Origin of the sequence: Streptomyces sp. NPDC058534, from assembly GCF_042717365.1 — a bacterium.
In the GTDB taxonomy this organism is placed as follows: domain Bacteria; phylum Actinomycetota; class Actinomycetes; order Streptomycetales; family Streptomycetaceae; genus Streptomyces.
In genome coordinates, this window is the sequence record NZ_JBHXNW010000074.1 from 29,056 (window position 1) to 45,190 (window position 16,135).

16 protein-coding genes, 1 tRNA gene and 1 pseudogene are annotated in these 16,135 nt (G+C 70.9%); 12 read left to right on the plus strand and 6 right to left on the minus strand.

Annotated features, from left to right (window positions below; genetic code table 11):
• The first annotated feature begins 73 nt into the window (after positions 1-73).
• The 5 genes from ACFWR9_RS33585 (at position 74) to ACFWR9_RS33605 (ending at position 4,040) form a co-directional block, all read left to right on the plus strand.
• The gene (locus ACFWR9_RS33585) at positions 74-532 is read left to right on the plus strand and encodes a peroxiredoxin (RefSeq protein ID WP_122620329.1); all 459 of its coding nucleotides are present in this window, start codon (positions 74-76) and stop codon (positions 530-532) included.
• A 168-nt stretch (positions 533-700) separates the two neighbouring features.
• A complete protein-coding gene (locus ACFWR9_RS33590; RefSeq protein WP_383848844.1) occupies positions 701-1,276 on the plus strand; it encodes a calcium homeostasis/redox stress adaptation protein in 576 nt (191 codons plus the stop codon).
• A gap of 112 nt (positions 1,277-1,388) precedes the next feature.
• Positions 1,389-1,964, plus strand: coding sequence for a TerD family protein (locus ACFWR9_RS33595; protein WP_383848847.1), 576 nt, complete (start codon positions 1,389-1,391; stop codon positions 1,962-1,964).
• 49 nt (positions 1,965-2,013) lie between these two features.
• Positions 2,014-3,150 carry a DUF475 domain-containing protein gene (locus ACFWR9_RS33600; RefSeq protein ID WP_383848849.1) on the plus strand — a complete coding sequence of 379 codons (1,137 nt, stop codon included), beginning with the start codon at positions 2,014-2,016 and terminating at the stop codon, positions 3,148-3,150.
• A gap of 152 nt (positions 3,151-3,302) precedes the next feature.
• Positions 3,303-4,040, plus strand: a complete 738-nt coding sequence (locus ACFWR9_RS33605) for a Tellurium resistance (protein ID WP_383848852.1) — start codon at positions 3,303-3,305, stop codon at positions 4,038-4,040.
• Between the two features lie 32 nt (positions 4,041-4,072).
• On the opposite strand, the gene ACFWR9_RS33610 is transcribed toward ACFWR9_RS33605, so the two are convergent.
• A complete protein-coding gene (locus tag ACFWR9_RS33610; RefSeq protein ID WP_383848854.1) occupies positions 4,073-5,011 on the minus strand; it encodes a TerD family protein in 939 nt (312 codons plus the stop codon).
• Between the two features lie 208 nt (positions 5,012-5,219).
• On the opposite strand from ACFWR9_RS33610, the gene ACFWR9_RS33615 reads away from it, so the two are divergent.
• The 3 genes from ACFWR9_RS33615 to ACFWR9_RS33625 all read left to right on the plus strand — a co-directional run bounded on the left by ACFWR9_RS33615 (position 5,220) and on the right by ACFWR9_RS33625 (position 9,790).
• Entirely contained in the window at positions 5,220-6,386 is a 1,167-nt protein-coding gene (locus ACFWR9_RS33615; protein ID WP_383848857.1) for an HpcH/HpaI aldolase/citrate lyase family protein, read from the plus strand.
• Between the two features lie 63 nt (positions 6,387-6,449).
• Positions 6,450-8,978 carry a phosphoribosyltransferase gene (locus ACFWR9_RS33620; protein WP_383848860.1) on the plus strand — a complete coding sequence of 843 codons (2,529 nt, stop codon included), beginning with the start codon at positions 6,450-6,452 and terminating at the stop codon, positions 8,976-8,978.
• Positions 8,978-9,790: an HAD family hydrolase gene (locus tag ACFWR9_RS33625; protein ID WP_383848863.1), complete on the plus strand. Its 813-nt coding sequence runs from the start codon at positions 8,978-8,980 to the stop codon at positions 9,788-9,790. Before ACFWR9_RS33620 ends, ACFWR9_RS33625 begins: the two co-directional genes overlap by 1 nt.
• Here the strand turns inward: ACFWR9_RS33625 and ACFWR9_RS33630 are convergent.
• A complete protein-coding gene (locus ACFWR9_RS33630) occupies positions 9,708-10,484 on the minus strand; it encodes a DedA family protein (protein ID WP_383848866.1) in 777 nt (258 codons plus the stop codon). The genes ACFWR9_RS33625 and ACFWR9_RS33630 overlap by 83 nt on opposite strands.
• Before the next feature lie 132 nt (positions 10,485-10,616).
• Here ACFWR9_RS33630 and ACFWR9_RS33635 point away from each other — a divergent pair, with 132 nt between their 5' ends.
• On the plus strand, positions 10,617-11,759 hold the full coding sequence (locus ACFWR9_RS33635) for a sensor histidine kinase (RefSeq protein ID WP_383848868.1): 1,143 nt from the start codon (positions 10,617-10,619) through the stop codon (positions 11,757-11,759).
• On the plus strand, positions 11,750-12,394 hold the full coding sequence (locus ACFWR9_RS33640; RefSeq protein ID WP_376349521.1) for a response regulator: 645 nt from the start codon (positions 11,750-11,752) through the stop codon (positions 12,392-12,394). The genes ACFWR9_RS33635 and ACFWR9_RS33640 overlap by 10 nt, the downstream gene beginning before the upstream one ends.
• A 43-nt stretch (positions 12,395-12,437) precedes the next feature.
• Here ACFWR9_RS33640 and ACFWR9_RS33645 read toward each other — a convergent pair whose 3' ends face one another.
• The 3 genes from ACFWR9_RS33645 to ACFWR9_RS33655 form a co-directional block, all read right to left on the minus strand.
• The gene (locus tag ACFWR9_RS33645; RefSeq protein WP_383848871.1) at positions 12,438-12,653 is read right to left on the minus strand and encodes a zinc ribbon domain-containing protein; all 216 of its coding nucleotides are present in this window, start codon (positions 12,651-12,653) and stop codon (positions 12,438-12,440) included.
• A gap of 72 nt (positions 12,654-12,725) precedes the next feature.
• Positions 12,726-14,129, minus strand: coding sequence for a hypothetical protein (locus ACFWR9_RS33650; RefSeq protein ID WP_383848874.1), 1,404 nt, complete (start codon positions 14,127-14,129; stop codon positions 12,726-12,728).
• Between the two features lie 71 nt (positions 14,130-14,200).
• Positions 14,201-14,971, minus strand: coding sequence for a DUF4097 family beta strand repeat-containing protein (locus tag ACFWR9_RS33655; protein ID WP_383848876.1), 771 nt, complete (start codon positions 14,969-14,971; stop codon positions 14,201-14,203).
• A gap of 247 nt (positions 14,972-15,218) precedes the next feature.
• Here ACFWR9_RS33655 and ACFWR9_RS33660 point away from each other — a divergent pair.
• Together ACFWR9_RS33660 and ACFWR9_RS33665 are read left to right on the plus strand one after the other, a co-directional pair.
• A tRNA-Val gene (locus tag ACFWR9_RS33660) sits at positions 15,219-15,293 on the plus strand.
• Between the two features lie 94 nt (positions 15,294-15,387).
• Positions 15,388-15,726 (plus strand): DUF6153 family protein, encoded by a 339-nt coding sequence (locus tag ACFWR9_RS33665; RefSeq protein ID WP_383848879.1) that lies wholly within the window; start codon positions 15,388-15,390, stop codon positions 15,724-15,726.
• Between the two features lie 56 nt (positions 15,727-15,782).
• Here ACFWR9_RS33665 and ACFWR9_RS33670 read toward each other — a convergent pair.
• A pseudogene (locus tag ACFWR9_RS33670) lies at positions 15,783-16,056 on the minus strand (hypothetical protein); the annotation flags it as partial.
• Positions 16,057-16,135 lie beyond the last annotated feature (79 nt).

Genomic DNA, 16,135 nt, shown 5'->3' on the forward strand with positions numbered 1-16,135 from the left:
CCCGTCCGCGGGTTCGCGATGATCCCTGCGTAGGGTGTTTCCAGCGAACACCTCCGGAAGGGACGAACAGGACATGGCGATCCAGGTCGGCGACAAGGCCCCGGACTTCGAGCTCAAGGACAACCACGGCGCGACCGTCCGGCTGTCCGACTTCCGCGGCCGGAAGAACGTGGTGCTGCTCTTCTACCCCTTCGCCTTCACCGGCGTGTGCACCGGCGAGCTGTGCGAGGTGCGCGACAACCTGCCGCAGTTCTCCGACCGCGACACCCAGGTGCTCGCCGTCTCCAACGACTCCATTCACACCCTGCGCGTCTTCGGCGAGCAGGAGGGCCTGGAGTACCCGCTGCTGTCCGACTTCTGGCCGCACGGCAACGTCTCGCGCTCCTACGGCGTCTTCGACGAGGACAAGGGCTGCGCCGTCCGCGGCACCTTCATCATCGACCGGGAGGGCGTCGTGCGCTGGACCGTCGTCAACGGCCTGCCGGACGCCCGTGACCTGAACGAGTACGTGAAGGCGCTCGACACCCTGTGACTCGACACCTGTGACTCGACACCCGTGACCCGGCACCCGTGACCCGGCACCGTGATTTGTCGGCCGCAGGGCCTGCGGGGTGCGGGAACCCGTCACTAGGATCGAATCGTTGATCCGATATCCACGCACTACGGGGCACCCCGCCCCCGGACACCAAATGGAGGACTCGTGGGAGTCAGCCTCAGCAAGGGCGGCAACGTATCGCTGACCAAGGAGGCCCCCGGCCTGACCGCGGTCATCGTCGGTCTGGGGTGGGACATTCGCTCCACGACCGGCACCGACTTCGACCTCGACGCCAGCGCGATGCTGCTGAACAGCGGCGGCAAGGTCGCAAGCGACGCACACTTCGTCTTCTTCAACAACCTCAAGAGCCCGGACGGGTCCGTCGAGCACACCGGCGACAACCTCACCGGTGAGGGCGAGGGCGACGACGAGCAGATCAAGATCGATCTGGCCACCGTCCCCACCGACGTCGAGAAGATCACCTTCCCGGTCTCGATCTACGACGCCGAGAACCGCCAGCAGTCCTTCGGCCAGGTGCGCAACGCGTTCATCCGCGTCGTCAACCAGGCCGGCGGCGCCGAGATCGCCCGCTACGACCTGTCGGAGGACGCCTCCACGGAGACCGCGATGGTCTTCGGCGAGCTGTACCGGCACGGCGCGGAGTGGAAGTTCCGTGCCATCGGCCAGGGCTACGCCTCGGGCCTGCGCGGGATCGCCCAGGACTTCGGCGTGAACGTCTGAGCGACCTGAACCACCGGGGCGCCCGCCTCGATCGTCCGGCGCCGCACGGTTTACGTGCGGCGCCGGACGCGCAGGAACACCAGGAATCATCACCCGGGGAGGGACCATCACCATGGGCGTCACGCTTGCCAAGGGAGGCAACGTCTCCCTGTCCAAGGCCGCACCGAACCTCACACAGGTACTGGTCGGGCTCGGCTGGGACGCGCGTTCCACCACCGGAGCACCCTTCGATCTCGACGCCAGCGCCCTCGCGTGCGGCAGCGGCCGGGTGCTCGGCGACGAGTGGTTCGTGTTCTACAACCAGCTCAAGAGCCCGGACGGCTCGATCGAGCACACCGGCGACAACCTCACCGGTGAGGGCGACGGCGACGACGAGTCGATCCTGGTCGACCTCGCCGCGGTGCCGGCCCACTGCGACAAGATCGTCTTCCCGGTCTCGATCCATATGGCCGACGAGCGCGGCCAGGCCTTCGGCCAGGTCAGCAACGCCTTCATCCGGGTCGTCAATCAGGCCGACGGCCAGGAACTCGCCCGCTACGACCTCAGCGAGGACGCCTCCACGGAGACCGCGATGATCTTCGGGGAGCTCTATCGCTACCAGGGTGAATGGAAGTTCCGCGCGGTGGGGCAGGGGTACGCGTCGGGGCTCCGAGGCATCGCTCTAGACTTCGGAGTCAACGTTTCGTAAAGCCGCGTACGGCGCGGGGGAGCCCCGTACACACACGATTGGGTAGCCAGTGGTTCTGAAAACCTTCGGGTGGTCGTTCGCGGTCACCGCGCTCGGCCTGGTGGCCGCGGTCTTCTACGGGGGGTGGGCCGCCTTCGGTGTCGTCGCGATCCTGTCCGTCCTGGAGATCTCGCTGTCCTTCGACAACGCGGTGGTCAACGCCGGGATCCTGAAGAAGATGAATGCCTTCTGGCAGAAGATCTTCCTCACCATCGGCATCCTGATCGCCGTCTTCGGCATGCGCCTGGTCTTCCCGGTCGTCATCGTCGCCATCAGCGCGTCCCTCGGCCCGATCGAGGCCGTCGACCTCGCCCTCACCGACAAGGACCGCTATCAGGAGCTGGTGACGGACGCCCATCCGTCGATCGCCGCCTTCGGTGGCATGTTCCTCCTGATGATCTTCCTCGACTTCATCTTCGAGGACCGGGACATCAAGTGGCTGGGCTGGCTGGAGCGCCCGCTGGCCAAGCTCGGCAAGGTCGACATGCTGTCGGTCTGCATCGCCCTGATCGTGCTGCTCGTCTCCGCGATCACCTTCGGCGCCCAAGCCCACCAGCACGGCGGCACCCACGCCGACAAGGCGGAGACGGTCCTGCTCTCCGGTATCGCGGGCCTGATCACCTACCTGGTCGTCGGCGGCCTCTCCGGCTTCTTCGAGGACAAACTCGAAGAGGAGGAGGAGCGCGAGCACGAGGCCGAGGAGAAGGCCGAGCGCGAGGGCAAGCCCAAGTCGGCCGTCAAGCTGGCCGGCAAGGCCGCGTTCTTCATGTTCCTCTACCTGGAGGTCCTGGACGCGTCGTTCTCCTTCGACGGTGTCATCGGCGCCTTCGCCATCACCAACGACATCGTGCTGATGGCCCTCGGCCTCGGCATCGGCGCCATGTACGTCCGGTCGCTGACCGTCTACCTGGTCCGCGAGGGCACCCTCGACGACTACGTCTACCTGGAGCACGGCGCCCACTACGCCATCGGCGCCCTCGCCCTCGTCCTCCTCGTGACCATCCAGTACGAGATCAACGAGTTCATCACCGGCATGATCGGTGTGGTCCTGATCGGCGCCTCCTTCTGGTCCTCCGTGCGCCGCAACCGAGCGCTCGCGGCGGCCGGCGGCGATCAGGAGAAGGCGGAGGTCTCCTCCGGGGTGTGAAACCACTCCGTTTCCGGGCCGGGTTCGCCCCCGGTGCGCCCGCACTACTGGTGTGAACACGGCCCGGACGAGGAACGCTCTGAGCGGGGCGGCCGACGAGGACGACTCCTCGGGGCCGCCCCGTCGGCGGTCGAAACAAGGTGGGGGCGGTAATGGGCTTCTTGGACGGACTGTGGCGCGGCCGCGAGTCCGAGTTCGACTCGGGCAGCGCGGCGACCAACTCCATCCAGCTGACCAAACGGCACAGCCAGGTGTCCCTGACCAAGCAGGGCGCGGCCACCGGCCATCTGCGCATCAACCTGGCCTGGCGCATGCGCACGTCGGACATTATGGGCGCCCAGCGCGAGAGCCTGCTGCGGCACCCCTTCAAGGCACTCAAGCCGCCCGAGGTCGTGGGCCACAGCCAGAGCATGGTCAACGTCGACCTCGACCTCGGCTGCCTCTACGAACTCATGGACGGGACCCGCGGCGTCGTCCAGCCGCTCGGCGGCTTCCTCGGCGACGTCAACGCCGCGCCGTACGTCAAGCTCAGCGGCGACGACCGGTTCGGCTCGGCCTCCGGCGAGACGATATACGTCAACCTCGACCACAAGGACGCCATCAAGCGCCTCCTGCTGTTCGCCTACATCTACGACCAGACCCCCGCCTTCGACCGGACGCACGCCATCGTCACGCTCTACCCGAGCAACGGCCCCCGCATCGAGATAGGCCTCGACGAACGCCATCCCCAGGCCCGGTCCTGCGCCGTGGTGATGATCGAGAACATCAAGGGCGAGATCTTCGTCCGCCGCGAGGTGAAGTTCGTGTACGGCTTCCAGGGCGAACTGGACCGGCTGTACGGCTGGGGCCTGCAGTGGGGCCGCGGTCACAAGAGCAAGGCGGACCGCTAGGCCCCACCCGCACCCCTGAGTCGCCGCGGCGTCTAACGCCCGACGAACTGCGGTCCCTGCGGCGGCATCCGGAACTCCGGGTCGGGAGCCGCGGTGACCGGCTGTGGATAGCCGTAGCCGGACTGCGCGCCGGCGACCTCGGCCGGGGCCTGTGGATATCCGTACCCCGGCGCTCCGGCCGGCTGCGGGTAACCGTAAGCGGGCTGGGCGGCCGGCGGCTGCTGCGGATAGCCGTAGGCGGGCTGTGCCGGTACGCCCGCGGGCTGCTCCGGCGGTAGCGGCCGCGAGGCCCCCGGGAGGGGCTGGACGGTCGTCGGCTGCTCGGGACCGACCGCCGGCGGGGCGGGCGCGGGCTGGGCGGGGGCGGTGTGCGCGGGCGGGGACGTCGGCTCGGGGCGACGGGTCGACAGGGGGTCGTCCGCCCCCTCCGACTCGTCCACCGAGATGCCGAAGTCGGTCGCCAGGCCCTTGAGCCCGTTGGAGTACCCCTCGCCCAGCGCCCGGAACTTCCAGCCCTCCCCGCGCCGGTACAGCTCGCCGCAGATCAGCGCCGTCTCCTGGCCCGTCTCCGGTTTCACGTCGAAGTACGCCAGCGGTTCCGCGTCGGCCGAGGCGGCGTCGTGCACCAGGATGCGCAGTGACCGCACACGGTCGAAGGTGACCCCGTCCGCGGACGCCACCAGCAGGATCCGGCCCACCGAGGGCTCGACCCGGGAGAGGTCTGTCTGGATCGTGTCGGTCAGGCCCTCGGCGCCCCGCTTCTTGCCGAGCCGCCAGACCTGGCCGGAGGGGTGCCGGGGCTGGTTGTAGAAAACGAAGTCCTCGTCGGAACGCACGCGGTCGTCCGGCCCCAGCAGCAACGCGGAGGCGTCGATGTCGGGGGCTCCGGACCCGGGTGTCCAGCGCAGCACGGCGCGTACCGTGGTGGCTTGCAGCGGGACGTTCGATCCCTTCAGCATCGCGTGCGTCATGCGGTCATCCTGCCCTCTCGGTCCTGGTCACGACAACGCGGGGGCGGGTACCCGGCCCGTGTCCGCCCGCCCCGGGTAGCCGTCGACGACATGGCCGGGTTACCTGGAATTCATGCCCGGTGGGAACCTCCGACACGGATACGTACGTACTATTACCGGCCACCTTTCGACGATTCACAGGTTGCCCAGACACCACGGGGGAGTTTAAATGCGTCATTTCGGACAGATTGCCCCTGAAGTGCGGAAGCGTCTTTTCCATCAGGAGCCCTGCGCCTTCACGGCCGATTCTCCGGCCCGGCTGCTCTCCGCGGCCCTGGGTGCCACCCTCTACAGCCCGGCCACCCGGCCGAGTCTCGCCGAGGACGTCCTCAAGCAGGGCGCGCGCGGTGTGGTGTCGATGGTGCTGTGCCTGGAGGACTCGATCGACGACGCCGACGTACCGGTCGGCGAGGCCAATCTCGTCCGTCAGCTCAATGATCTGGCGAAACGTTCCGACGCCGACGTCCCCCTCCTGTTCGTCCGGGTCCGCTCTCCCGAGCAGGTGCCCGACCTCGTGCGCCGCCTCGGCCCCGCCGTACGGTTGCTGTCCGGATTCGTGCTGCCGAAGTTCACCGAGGAACGCGGCATGCCCTTCCTGGAGGCGCTCTCCGCCGCGGAGGCCGCCAGTGGCCGCAGGCTCTTCGCCATGCCCGTCCTGGAGTCCCCGGACCTGCTGTACCGGGAGTCCCGGGTGCAGACGCTGGAGGGGATCTTCCGAGCGGTCGACAAGTACCGCGACCGCGTGCTCGCCCTGCGGCTCGGCGTGACCGACTTCTGCTCCTCCTACGGGCTGCGCCGGGGCCCCGACATGACGGCGTACGACGTCCAGATCGTCGCCTCCGTGATCGCCGACGTGGTGAACATGCTCGCCCGCGCCGACGGCACCGGATTCACCGTGACCGGGCCGGTGTGGGAGTACTTCCGCGTCCAGGAGAGGATGTTCAAACCGCAACTGCGGCAGAGCCCCTTCCTGGAAGGCCAGGCCGTCGGACTGCGCCAGAAACTGATCGAGCATTCGATGGACGGTCTGCTGCGGGAGATCTCCCTGGACCGCGCCAACGGCCTGCTGGGCAAGACCTGCATCCACCCCTCGCACGTGCTCCCCGTCCACGCGCTGTCCGTCGTCAGCCACGAGGAGTTCAGCGACGCCCAGGACATCCTGCGGCCGGAACGCGGCGGCGGGGGTGTGATGAGGTCGGCCTACACGAACAAGATGAACGAGGTGAAGCCCCACCGCGCCTGGGCCGAGCGGACCCTGCTGCGCGCCGAGATCTTCGGGGTGGCGAACGAGGACATCGGTTTCGTGGAACTGCTCGCCGCCGGACTGTCCGACTGAACGCAACGATCCACGACCGACGCAAGGGCCCAGGCCGAGATGGACAACGGGAGGCACGAGTACATGACCGAGAGGGCGCGCGCCGAGGGGCGCGCCGGAGTCTGGTCCGGCAGCTGGGTCGCAGAGCGGCTCGGCGTCGAACTCGCCGGTGACGACACGCTGACCGGCCTGCTGGGACTTGCCCTGCGCCGCAACCCCAAACGGGCGCACCTGCTCGTCTCCAACGTGCTCGGCAAACACGTCCCGCAGTCGCCCTCCGTCGTCCACGGCCACGGGGTCGCCCTCGGCCGCCGCGTCCGCGACCTGCTCGGCGCCGAGACGGCCGGACGCGCGGTCGTCCTCGGCTACGCGGAGACCGCCACCGGACTCGGCCACTCGGTCGCCGACGGCCTGGGCGCCGCCCCCTACCTGCACTCCACCCGCCGTCCGGTCACCGGAGTCGGCCGGGCCGGCGGCTTCGAGGAGTCCCACTCGCACGCGACCACCCACCTCCTGCTGCCCGAGGACCCGGCGCTGCTGTCCGGCGACGGGCCGCTCGTCCTCGTCGACGACGAGTTCTCCACCGGCAACACGGTGCTCAACACCGTCCGCGCCCTGCACGAGCGCTATCCCCGCAAGCGGTACGTCGTGGTCGCCCTGGTCGACATGCGCTCGCCCGCCGACGCCGGCCGGCTGGAGGACTTCGCCCGGGAGATCGGCGCCCGCGTGGACCTGGTGACGGCCGCCTCGGGCACGGTGCGGCTGCCGCCGGGGGTTCTGGAGAAGGGGCAGGAACTGGTCGCGCGGTACGAGGTCGGGGGTGCGGGTACGGGTGCAGGCTCCGGCGCCGGTGATGGTGTGGGCGCCGGTGCTGCCGGTGCTGCCGGTGCCGCGGGAGCCGTCGGTGCAGGGGGAGCCGCCGGCCATGTCGCCCGCGTCGAACTGCGCTGGCCCGACGGGGTTCCCGACGGCGGGCGGCACGGGTTCACGGCCGCCCACCGGGACCTGCTGGAGAACGCGCTGCCCGGCATGGCGGCGCGGATCGCCGACGCACTGCCCACCGGCGCCCGACGCGTGCTCGTCCTCGGCTTCGAGGAACTGATGTACGCGCCCCTCCGCCTGGCCGACGCACTGGAGCGGAGCACCGACGCCGACGTGCGCTACTCCACGACCACCCGCTCTCCCGTCCTCGCGGTCGACGACCCCGGCTACGCCATACGCACTCGCCTGGTCTTCCCCGCACACGACGACCCGGCCGACGGCCCTGGCGAGCGCTACGCCTACAACGTCGCGGGCGCCGGCTTCGACGCCGTCGTCGCCGTCGTCGACTCGGCCGCCGACACCCCCGCACTGCACGCGCCCGACGGGCTGCTGGCCGGGCTCGCCGCCCATGTCCCGCACGTCCTGCTCGCGGTGGTCCCGTCGTACGTCCCGCAAGCCCCCGAAAGGCCCTCCATGCTGCCCGAGCCCCTGCGCGGCCCCGACTTCTCCTCGTACGCGTCCGACGAGGTCGGCTGGCTGCTCCAGGACCTCTCGGACGTGACGCTGGAGGCACCGACCGAGGAGCGCGAGGAGGCCATTCAGAGCGGCGGCGCGCACTACGCGGAGTCGCTGCCCGTGGAGTACCAGCCCAGCGAGCAGTACCAGGAACTGTTCCACGCGGCCCTGGAGGCGTCCGCCGCCCGGTTGGCGCGCGCCGTCGGCGCCGTCACCGAGATCGTGCTCGCGGAGCGGTCGCCCCGCCCCGTCCTGGTCTCCCTCGCCCGCGCGGGCACTCCCGTGGGAATCCTGATGCGCCGCTGGGCGCAGTACCGCCATGGTCTCGACCTCCCTCACTACGCGGTGTCGATCGTCCGGGGCCGGGGCATCGACGCCAACGCACTGCGCTGGCTGGCCGACCACCACGACCCCGCCGATGTCGTCTTCGTCGACGGCTGGACCGGCAAGGGCGCCATCACTCGCGAACTCGCCGCCGCCCTGCGCGACTTCGAGGTCTCCGACGGCGTCACCGGCTTCAACCCGGAGATCGCCGTGCTGGCCGACCCCGGCTCCTGCGTACGCACCTACGGCACGCGCGACGACTTCCTCATCCCCTCCGCCTGTCTCAACTCCACCGTCTCCGGCCTGATATCCCGTACTGTGCTCCGCGCCGACCTGGTCGGCCCGCGCGACTTCCACGGCGCGAAGTTCTACCGCGAACTCGCCGGCGCCGACCTGTCACCCGCCTTCCTCGACGCCGTCTCGGCCCACTACCCGGACGTCACCGACACGGTCCACGCCCAGGCCAAGGAACTGCTGGCCGCCGACCGGACCCCCACCTGGGAGGGCTGGGCCGCCGTCGAGCGCATCAGCGAGGAGTACGGCATCGACGACGTGAACCTCGTCAAGCCCGGCGTCGGCGAGACCACCCGCGTGATGCTGCGCCGCGTGCCCTGGAAGGTCCTCGCCCGCGCCGGCGCCGGCACGGACCTGGACCACGTACGCCTGCTGGCCGAGCAGCGGGGCGTGCCCGTCGAGGAGGTCGACGACCTCCCCTACACCTGCGTCGGGCTGATCCATCCCAAGTACACGCGGGGCGCGACCGGCGCCGACGGCAGGGCGGTGGCGTTCTGATGTCCGTGCTCGTCGCCAGCGACCTCGACCGCACGCTCATCTACTCCGCGGCCGCGCTCGGGCTGACCATGCCCGACCTGCGGGCACCCCGGCTGCTGTGCGTGGAGGTCTACGAGAGTAAACCCCTCTCCTACATGACCGAGACCGCCGCCCAACTGCTGACCGACCTCGGCGACGCGGCCGTCTTCGTGCCGACCACCACCCGCACCCGCAAGCAGTACCAGCGCATCAACCTCCCCGGCCCCGCTCCGAAGTACGCGATCTGCGCCAACGGCGGCCACCTGCTGGTGGACGGCGTCTCGGACCCCGCCTGGCACGCACGCGTGACCGCCCGGCTCGCCGACGAGTGCGCCTCGCTGGCCGAGGTCCGCGACCACCTGATGAACACCGCCGACCCGCTGTGGGTGCGCAAGCACCGGGTCGCCGAGGACCTCTTCGCGTACCTCGTCGTCGAGCGCGAACTGCTCCCAGAGGAGTGGGTGAAGGAACTCGCCGTGTGGGCCGAGAACCGTGGCTGGACCGTGTCCCTCCAGGGCCGCAAGATCTACGCCGTCCCCAAACCGCTGACCAAGAGCGCCGCCGTCCACGAGGTCGCCCGCCGCACCGGCGCCGAACTCACCCTCGCCGCCGGGGACTCGCTGCTCGACGCCGACCTGCTCCTCGCCGCCGACCGGGGCTGGCGCCCCGGCCACGGTGAGCTGGCCGACTCCGACTGGACGGCTCCCGCGATCAGCGCCTTGCCCGAGCGCGGTGTCCTGGCCGGTGAGCGGATCCTTCGGGAGTTCCTGCGCGCGGTGAGTCCGGCTCGCTGACTCCGCCGTCCGTGTCCCCGGCACCGTCCCCGGTGCCGCGGCCACGCCTGCGATGGCCGGCTCCCGGCCGCAGCAGACGCATGCCTATGAAGACCAGCAGCGCCAGGGCGGCGATCGCGAGGATCACCTTCGAGTACGTGGAGGCGATGCCCGAGACGTCGGACCAGTTGTCGCCCAGCGCGTAGCCCGCGAGGACGAACACCGTGTTCCATATCGCGCTGCCCAGCGTGGTCAGGGCGAGGAAGACGGGCAGCCGCATCCGCTCGACGCCCGCCGGTACCGAGATCAGGCTGCGGAAGATCGGGATCATCCGGCCGAAGAACACCGCCTTGGTCCCGTGCTTGAGGAACCACGCCTCCGTCTTCTCGATGTCGGAGACCTTCACCAGCGGCAGCTTCGCCGCTATCGCCACCGTGCGATCCCGGCCGAGCAGCGCGCCGACCCCGTACAGAGCGAGCGCGCCGATCACCGAACCCGCTGTCGTCCACAGCAGGACGGCTATCAGGTTCATCCGGCCGGAGCTCGCCGCGAATCCGGCGAGCGGCAGGATCACCTCGCTCGGCAGTGGAGGAAAGAGGTTCTCCAGAGCGATGGCGAGCCCGGCGCCCGGTGCGCCGAGCGCGTCCATGAGGTCGTTGATCCACTGCGGTGCCGCGCCGCTGTCCGCGGCCGGCTGCGCTGCGATGGCTGTCATGACAACCACGCTAGAAAATCGCGGCTGAAGAGACCCTGAGGAAGACCGCAAGATCGACTGCGGTGTACCGCAGGCGGGAATTGCGGTTTTCCGCAGTGTGCGCCGCTGCCGCGCCCGGCTAGCCTCGCGATCATGCGAGTCATGGCGCGACGTGTGGTGCGGTGCGGGGTGGGCCTGATCATGGGGACCGCCACGGCCGCCGTCGAGCTGCTCTTCGTCCTGCCGGCCGGGGTGGCCCTGCTGCCCGTCGCGGCATGGCCGGCGGGCCGCCGTGCCGTCCTGCGGCCGGTCCTCGCGGGCGCGCGGATACTGGCGGAGCTGGAGCGGGCCCGGCTGAGGATGTGGCTGGACCTCCGGATCACCCCCGCGTACGAGGACGTGCGGGCCCTGCGGTACGTGGCCTGCCACTGGGCGCTGGGCGCCCTGGGCGGGGTGGTGATGCTGACGGCCGCCATCGGCCTCGGGTACGGCACCTTCGGGCTGTACGGCTGGATCCTGCTGGACGGCATACGCAACCCCGGTTCGTTCGTCCTCGGCAGTCTGGGCGGCCTCTTCCTCGTGTTCCTCGCCGTGCAGGGAATATTCGGGGTGGTCGGACTGGAGGGGCAGCTCGCACGTCACTTCCTCGGCCCGCGGCACCAGGAGGAGCTGGAGCGGCGGATCGCCGAACTGGCCGCCAGCCGAGCCGCCGTGGTGGACGCGGTGCACGACGAACGGCGACGCATCGAGCGTGACCTGCACGACGGCGTGCAGCAGCGTCTCGTCGCCCTCGGCATGCTGCTCGGCCGTGCCCGCCGCAGCCAGGAGGCCGGCCGCCGTGACCGGCTGCTGGGCCAGGCCCACGACGAGAGCCGCCGCGCCCTGGACGAGCTGCGCGAGGTGGCCTGGCGGATCTATCCGACGACGCTGGACGAGGCGGGGCTGAGGGCGGCGCTGGAGACGGTCGCCGAGCGGGCGTCCGTGCCGGTGGGGGTGGAGTACGACCTCGCCGACGAACCCGAGCAGGCGGTGGCGACCGTCGCCTACTTCGTCGTCTGCGAGGCGGTCACGAACGCGGTGAAGCACGCGGCGCCGACCCGGATAAGCGTCGCCGTCAGATCGGAGGAGGAACGGATGTACGTGAGCGTCCAGGACGACGGCTGCGGTGGGGCCGACGCCGCCGGCAGCGGACTGTTCGGGCTCGCCCGCCGCGTCGCCGCCCTCGACGGCAGTCTCAGCGTGGTGAGCCCGCCGGGCGGACCCACCCTCGTGTCCGCGGAGCTGCCATGCGGCTGATCCTCGCCGAGGACTCGACCCTGCTGCGGGAGGGGCTGGTGCGGCTGCTGACGGAGGAAGGGCACGAGGTGCTCGCGGCCGTCGGCAATGCGGAGCTGCTGCTGAAGGCCGTCGCCGAGGACCCGCCGGACGTGGTCGTCGCCGATGTCCGGATGCCGCCCACGCACACCGACGAGGGCCTGCGCGCGGCCCTGGAGATACGCGAGCGTTGGCCGAAGGTCGGGGTGCTGGTGCTCTCGCAGTACGTCGAGAAGCGGTACGCGACGGAGCTGCTGACCGGGGAGACGGAAGGAGTCGGATACCTGCTCAAGGACCGGGTGGTCCAGATCGACGAGTTCCTGGACGCGCTGGAGAGGGTGGCCGCCGGGCGCGCGGCCTTCGACCCCGAGGTCGTCCGCCAGCTGCTCGGTCGTACGACGCACAGCGATCTGCTCGCCCGGCTCACCGGACGGGAGCGGGACGTGCTGGGCGAGATGGCGCAGGGGCACACCAACGCGGCGATCGCGCGGCGGCTGCACATCTCGCAGAGCGCCGTGGAGAAACACACCAACGCGATCTTCGACAAGCTGGAACTGACGGGAGGTGAGGGCTATTCACGCAGAGTGCTGGCGGTGCTGCGCTATCTGGGCAGCTGAGGGAGCCGAGCCCGACGGACACCCGGCGCGGACGCACGCAGCCTCAGCCGCAGCAGCCCCCGCCGCAGCAACCGCCACCGCCCGGCGAGGGCGCGGGGGCGGACGAGCTCGCCGAGCCGCCGACCGCGACCGTCGACAGCAGCTTCACCGTGTCGTCGTGGCCCGCCGGGCAGGCGGCGGGGGCGGAGGACTCAGCCATGGGACGGCTCAGTTCGAAGGTGTCGCCGCAGCTCCGGCAGCGGTATTCGTAACGAGGCATGCGCACAGGTTAACCGGACCGGCCCGCGACCGGACCCGGCGGCGGAGAAGTGGCCGCCGTCCCGCCGTGCGGTCAGTGGCCGGCCCCGCGCTCCTCACGGATGTGGGAGACCACCTGGCTCGTCGACTGCCGCACCTCTTCCGTCTCTGTCAGGAAGTGCCAGTAGTCGGGGTGCCGGCCCTCCAGGGTGGTGATCGCCCGTTCCAGCCGGGCCACGGCCTCGTCCAGGGGGCGCGCGTGACGCGGGTCGGGAGTGTTGCGGCCCGCCATGGCCAGGCGCTGCGCGTCGCGGATGGCGAAGCGGGTGCGCTCGATCTCCTGCTGCGGGTCCTTCTGCACGGCGTTGAGCTGCCGCAGCCGGTCACCGGCCGCCGAGACCGCCTCGTCGGTCGTGTTCAGCAGCGCCCGGACCGTCGAGAGCAGGGCGGTGGCGTCGGGCCAGCGCTGTTCGTCGCGGGCGGTCTGCGCCTCCGTGAGCTTCCGCTCGGCCTGCCGGACCGATTCGGTGGCCTGGTCCGGCACCTGCTGGAGGTCCTGCCAGCAGGCGGCGGTGAACCGGCGGCGCAGTTCACTCAGCACCGGCTCGACCTGCTCGGTGCGGGTGGTCAGGGCCTGGGCGCGGGTGCGCAGGGAGACCAGCCGGTGGCTGATCTCGTCGGCGCGTTCGGGCAGCCGTTCCGCCTCGGTGCGGACCGCCTCGGCCTCGCGGGTGACCCGTTCGGCCCGTTCCAGGGTCTGGGGCACGCCGTGCTGTCCCGCGCCCTGGTTGAGCCGGGTCAGCTCCGGGCCGAGGGTGGCGAGACGGGCGGCGAGGTCGTCCGCCTTCAGCCCGGAGCCGCGTGCGGAGTCCAGGGCGTTGGAGGCGGCGAGCAGGGCCTGCCGGGCGCGTTCGACGGCGGGTGCCAGCCGGACCAGCTGGGTCTCGGCCTTGCCGAGCAGGGGACCGAGGCCGTCGGCGAAGCGGTCCAGCTCCTGCTTGACCCGGCCCAGCTCGTTCTTGGCCGCGGTCAGTTCGCCGCGGGCACGGGAGGCGGCCGACGCCTCCAGGTCGTCCCGGTCCAGGTCGTGGGCGTCGACGGCGCCGATGTACTGATGGCTGACCTCGTCGATGCGCCGGCCGAGCGCCTCGAAGTCGGTGACCGCGCGCCGGGCGGCGGGGGAGGAGTCGACGGCCGCGATGGTCTCTATCGAGATCCGCAGGTCCCGCTGAGCGCTGTCCAGCTCGTAGAAGGCGGCCGCCGCGTCGTCCTTCGCGGCCTGGGCCTCCGCCCTCTGGTTCTCGGCCCGCCCGCCGAACCAGCGCCGGGTGCCGCCTCCGGTGAACGCGGCGGGCAGCGCGAGTACGGCGAGGACCGGCAGGCCCATCAGGGTGAGCGTGTCACGGACCGCGCTCGGTGGGCGCCGACGCGAGCGCTGCGGCGGGCGCGACGCGCGCGCCACCATCGGCGAGTACGGCTGCGATGGTGTCGCCGTCACATCCCTCTCCCGTGTCGTCCGTCCTGCCCGGGTCCATTCTCCCACCCGATAGGGACGAACACACGGGCCGGTCAGTTCGCGGTTCGGACGGTGACTCTGCCGTCCTCGGTCCGGGCGTTCACCACGTGTGTGCTGGCCTCGTCCCGTGGCACGGACACGTCGACCCCGCCGTCACCGGTCTTCGTCGACACCTTGTACGTGTCCCGGGGCAGGGTGATCGACACGGAGCCGTCGCCGCTGCGGGACTCCACCAGGTCCGGGACGGTGCCGAGTTCGAGGCGGACCGAGCCGTCCTCGGTGTGCGCGCTCACCCGGCGGGAGGAGACCTCCGCACAGACGGAACCGTCGCCGGTGCGCAGTTCCAGCGGCCCGGAGGTATCGGTGACGTGCACGGATCCGTCGCCGGTACGGATGTTCAACGCGTCCCGGAACCCTCGCGCCCGTACGCTGCCGTCCCCGTCCTCGACCGTGACGGCGATGCCCCGCGGCACCTCGATGCGGTGCTTGGACTCGCAGTCGGCGATCACGCCGGAGCAGTGCACCCGCAGCTTGAGCCGGTCGCCGTCCATCTTCCAGGTCACCTCGGGCTCCGAGCCGACGGCGACCGACCCGGAGAACCAGCGGGTGACCTCGACCTTCCCGGACTCGTGGTCGTCCGAGGCGACGATCTCCAGGGCGGAGTCGTCGGAGTCGACGGTGAGGGTGCTGCCCCGCAGACCGAAGGACCGGTGCTCGGCTTCCTTGTCGTCCGAGGCGGAGGCGCAGGCGCTGAGACCCGCGACGAGAACGGCGGCGGCGCCGGCGGCGGCGAGCGCGCGAGCGGGAACGGTACGGGCGGGCATGCCGGTCTCCCCCTGGGACGGACGGTGAGGTGCCGCGCCGGGGCCTTCCGGAGTGGAGGCGGCCCTTGCCGACGAGGCTCTTCGACCGTACGGAGCACGGGCCCGTAGGGTGATCCGGGTCACTACCGGATCCGAGGTGGGGATAACCCCCGGCCCGGGGCCCCGGGCCGGCCGCACGGCCTCGGGCACCGGCGCTCATACGTTTGTCGGGCAGTGGCCCGGGCCATGTAGGCTGTCGACTCGTCCTGGGTGCGTAGCTCAGGGGTAGAGCGCCTGCCTTACAAGCAGGATGTCGGCGGTTCGAAACCGTCCGCGCCCACCAGGACCGGCGCCGCTGTCGTCGGTGATGAGGCCCCCGGAGATCCTCCGGGGGCCTCTCGCGTGCGGACGCCGGTGATCTCCCTAGGATGAGGTCCGTGAGGAGCCCCGAGCAGCACGTCCCGCGACCGCCCGTGAGGTGGTGGCAGGCCGTGTGTGTGCTCGGACTGCTGGCCGGGCTGTTCGGCATGCACGGGCTGGCGCCCGGTGGAGGTCTCCCGGAGCACTCCGCCCGGCACCCCCTCCCGAGGTCCGCGCCGCAGGCCGGGGCGGTACACGCCGGATGCGCCGAGGACGAAGGTTCCTGCGGCGGCGGACACCTGCGGCACGCCGACTCGGTGTGCGCGTGCGGCGCGGTGAGTCACGGGCCGGCGCTGCCCGGCCTCGTTCCCGACCCGGTACCCGTGGCCCCGTGCGCCGGGGCCGTGCACGCGTGAACAAGCTCCTCGGCAAGGACTGAACGCCCGCACGGGACCCGCCCGGGTAACGTCTCTCAGGCGTCCCCGGGCGGGGTCTCCGGGAGAGGGGTGTCGTGGGCGTGTTTGAGCTCCGACCGGGCGTTCACCTGGTCGGGGCCGGTTATGTCCGACCAGTAGCGATGCGTGCTGACGAAGACGGCCAGCTCGCGCTCGCGCTGCCGGAGCTTCTCGACCTCGGCCTGTTCGTCCGCCGACCAGCCGGGCGAGGCCGGGCGCTCGACCTTGCGCCAGCCGTTGTCATCGCTGAATCCGTCCAGGCTCGACGGACCAGGGAAGCGTCTCTAGAATTCTGTGGTTGCCCGGGTGTTTCGGGCTTTTCGGGCGCGGCGTGGCCGTGTGCGGTCGCCTTGCCCTGGTCCGATCCTCG

Excerpts from the sequence above, each read along its gene's own strand:
- ACFWR9_RS33585 (WP_122620329.1), top strand. The coding sequence starts at position 74 with ATGGCGATCCAGGTCGGCGACAAGGCCCCGGACTTCGAGCTCAAGGAC.
- ACFWR9_RS33595 (WP_383848847.1), top strand. The coding sequence starts at position 1,389 with ATGGGCGTCACGCTTGCCAAGGGAGGCAACGTCTCCCTGTCCAAGGCC.
- ACFWR9_RS33605 (WP_383848852.1), top strand. The coding sequence starts at position 3,303 with ATGGGCTTCTTGGACGGACTGTGGCGCGGCCGCGAGTCCGAGTTCGAC.
- ACFWR9_RS33610 (WP_383848854.1), bottom strand. The coding sequence starts at position 5,011 with ATGACGCACGCGATGCTGAAGGGATCGAACGTCCCGCTGCAAGCCACC.
- ACFWR9_RS33615 (WP_383848857.1), top strand. The coding sequence starts at position 5,220 with ATGCGTCATTTCGGACAGATTGCCCCTGAAGTGCGGAAGCGTCTTTTC.
- ACFWR9_RS33620 (WP_383848860.1), top strand. The coding sequence starts at position 6,450 with ATGACCGAGAGGGCGCGCGCCGAGGGGCGCGCCGGAGTCTGGTCCGGC.
- ACFWR9_RS33625 (WP_383848863.1), top strand. The coding sequence starts at position 8,978 with ATGTCCGTGCTCGTCGCCAGCGACCTCGACCGCACGCTCATCTACTCC.
- ACFWR9_RS33630 (WP_383848866.1), bottom strand. The coding sequence starts at position 10,484 with ATGACAGCCATCGCAGCGCAGCCGGCCGCGGACAGCGGCGCGGCACCG.
- ACFWR9_RS33635 (WP_383848868.1), top strand. The coding sequence starts at position 10,617 with ATGCGAGTCATGGCGCGACGTGTGGTGCGGTGCGGGGTGGGCCTGATC.
- ACFWR9_RS33640 (WP_376349521.1), top strand. The coding sequence starts at position 11,750 with ATGCGGCTGATCCTCGCCGAGGACTCGACCCTGCTGCGGGAGGGGCTG.
- ACFWR9_RS33645 (WP_383848871.1), bottom strand. The coding sequence starts at position 12,653 with ATGCCTCGTTACGAATACCGCTGCCGGAGCTGCGGCGACACCTTCGAA.
- ACFWR9_RS33655 (WP_383848876.1), bottom strand. The coding sequence starts at position 14,971 with ATGCCCGCCCGTACCGTTCCCGCTCGCGCGCTCGCCGCCGCCGGCGCC.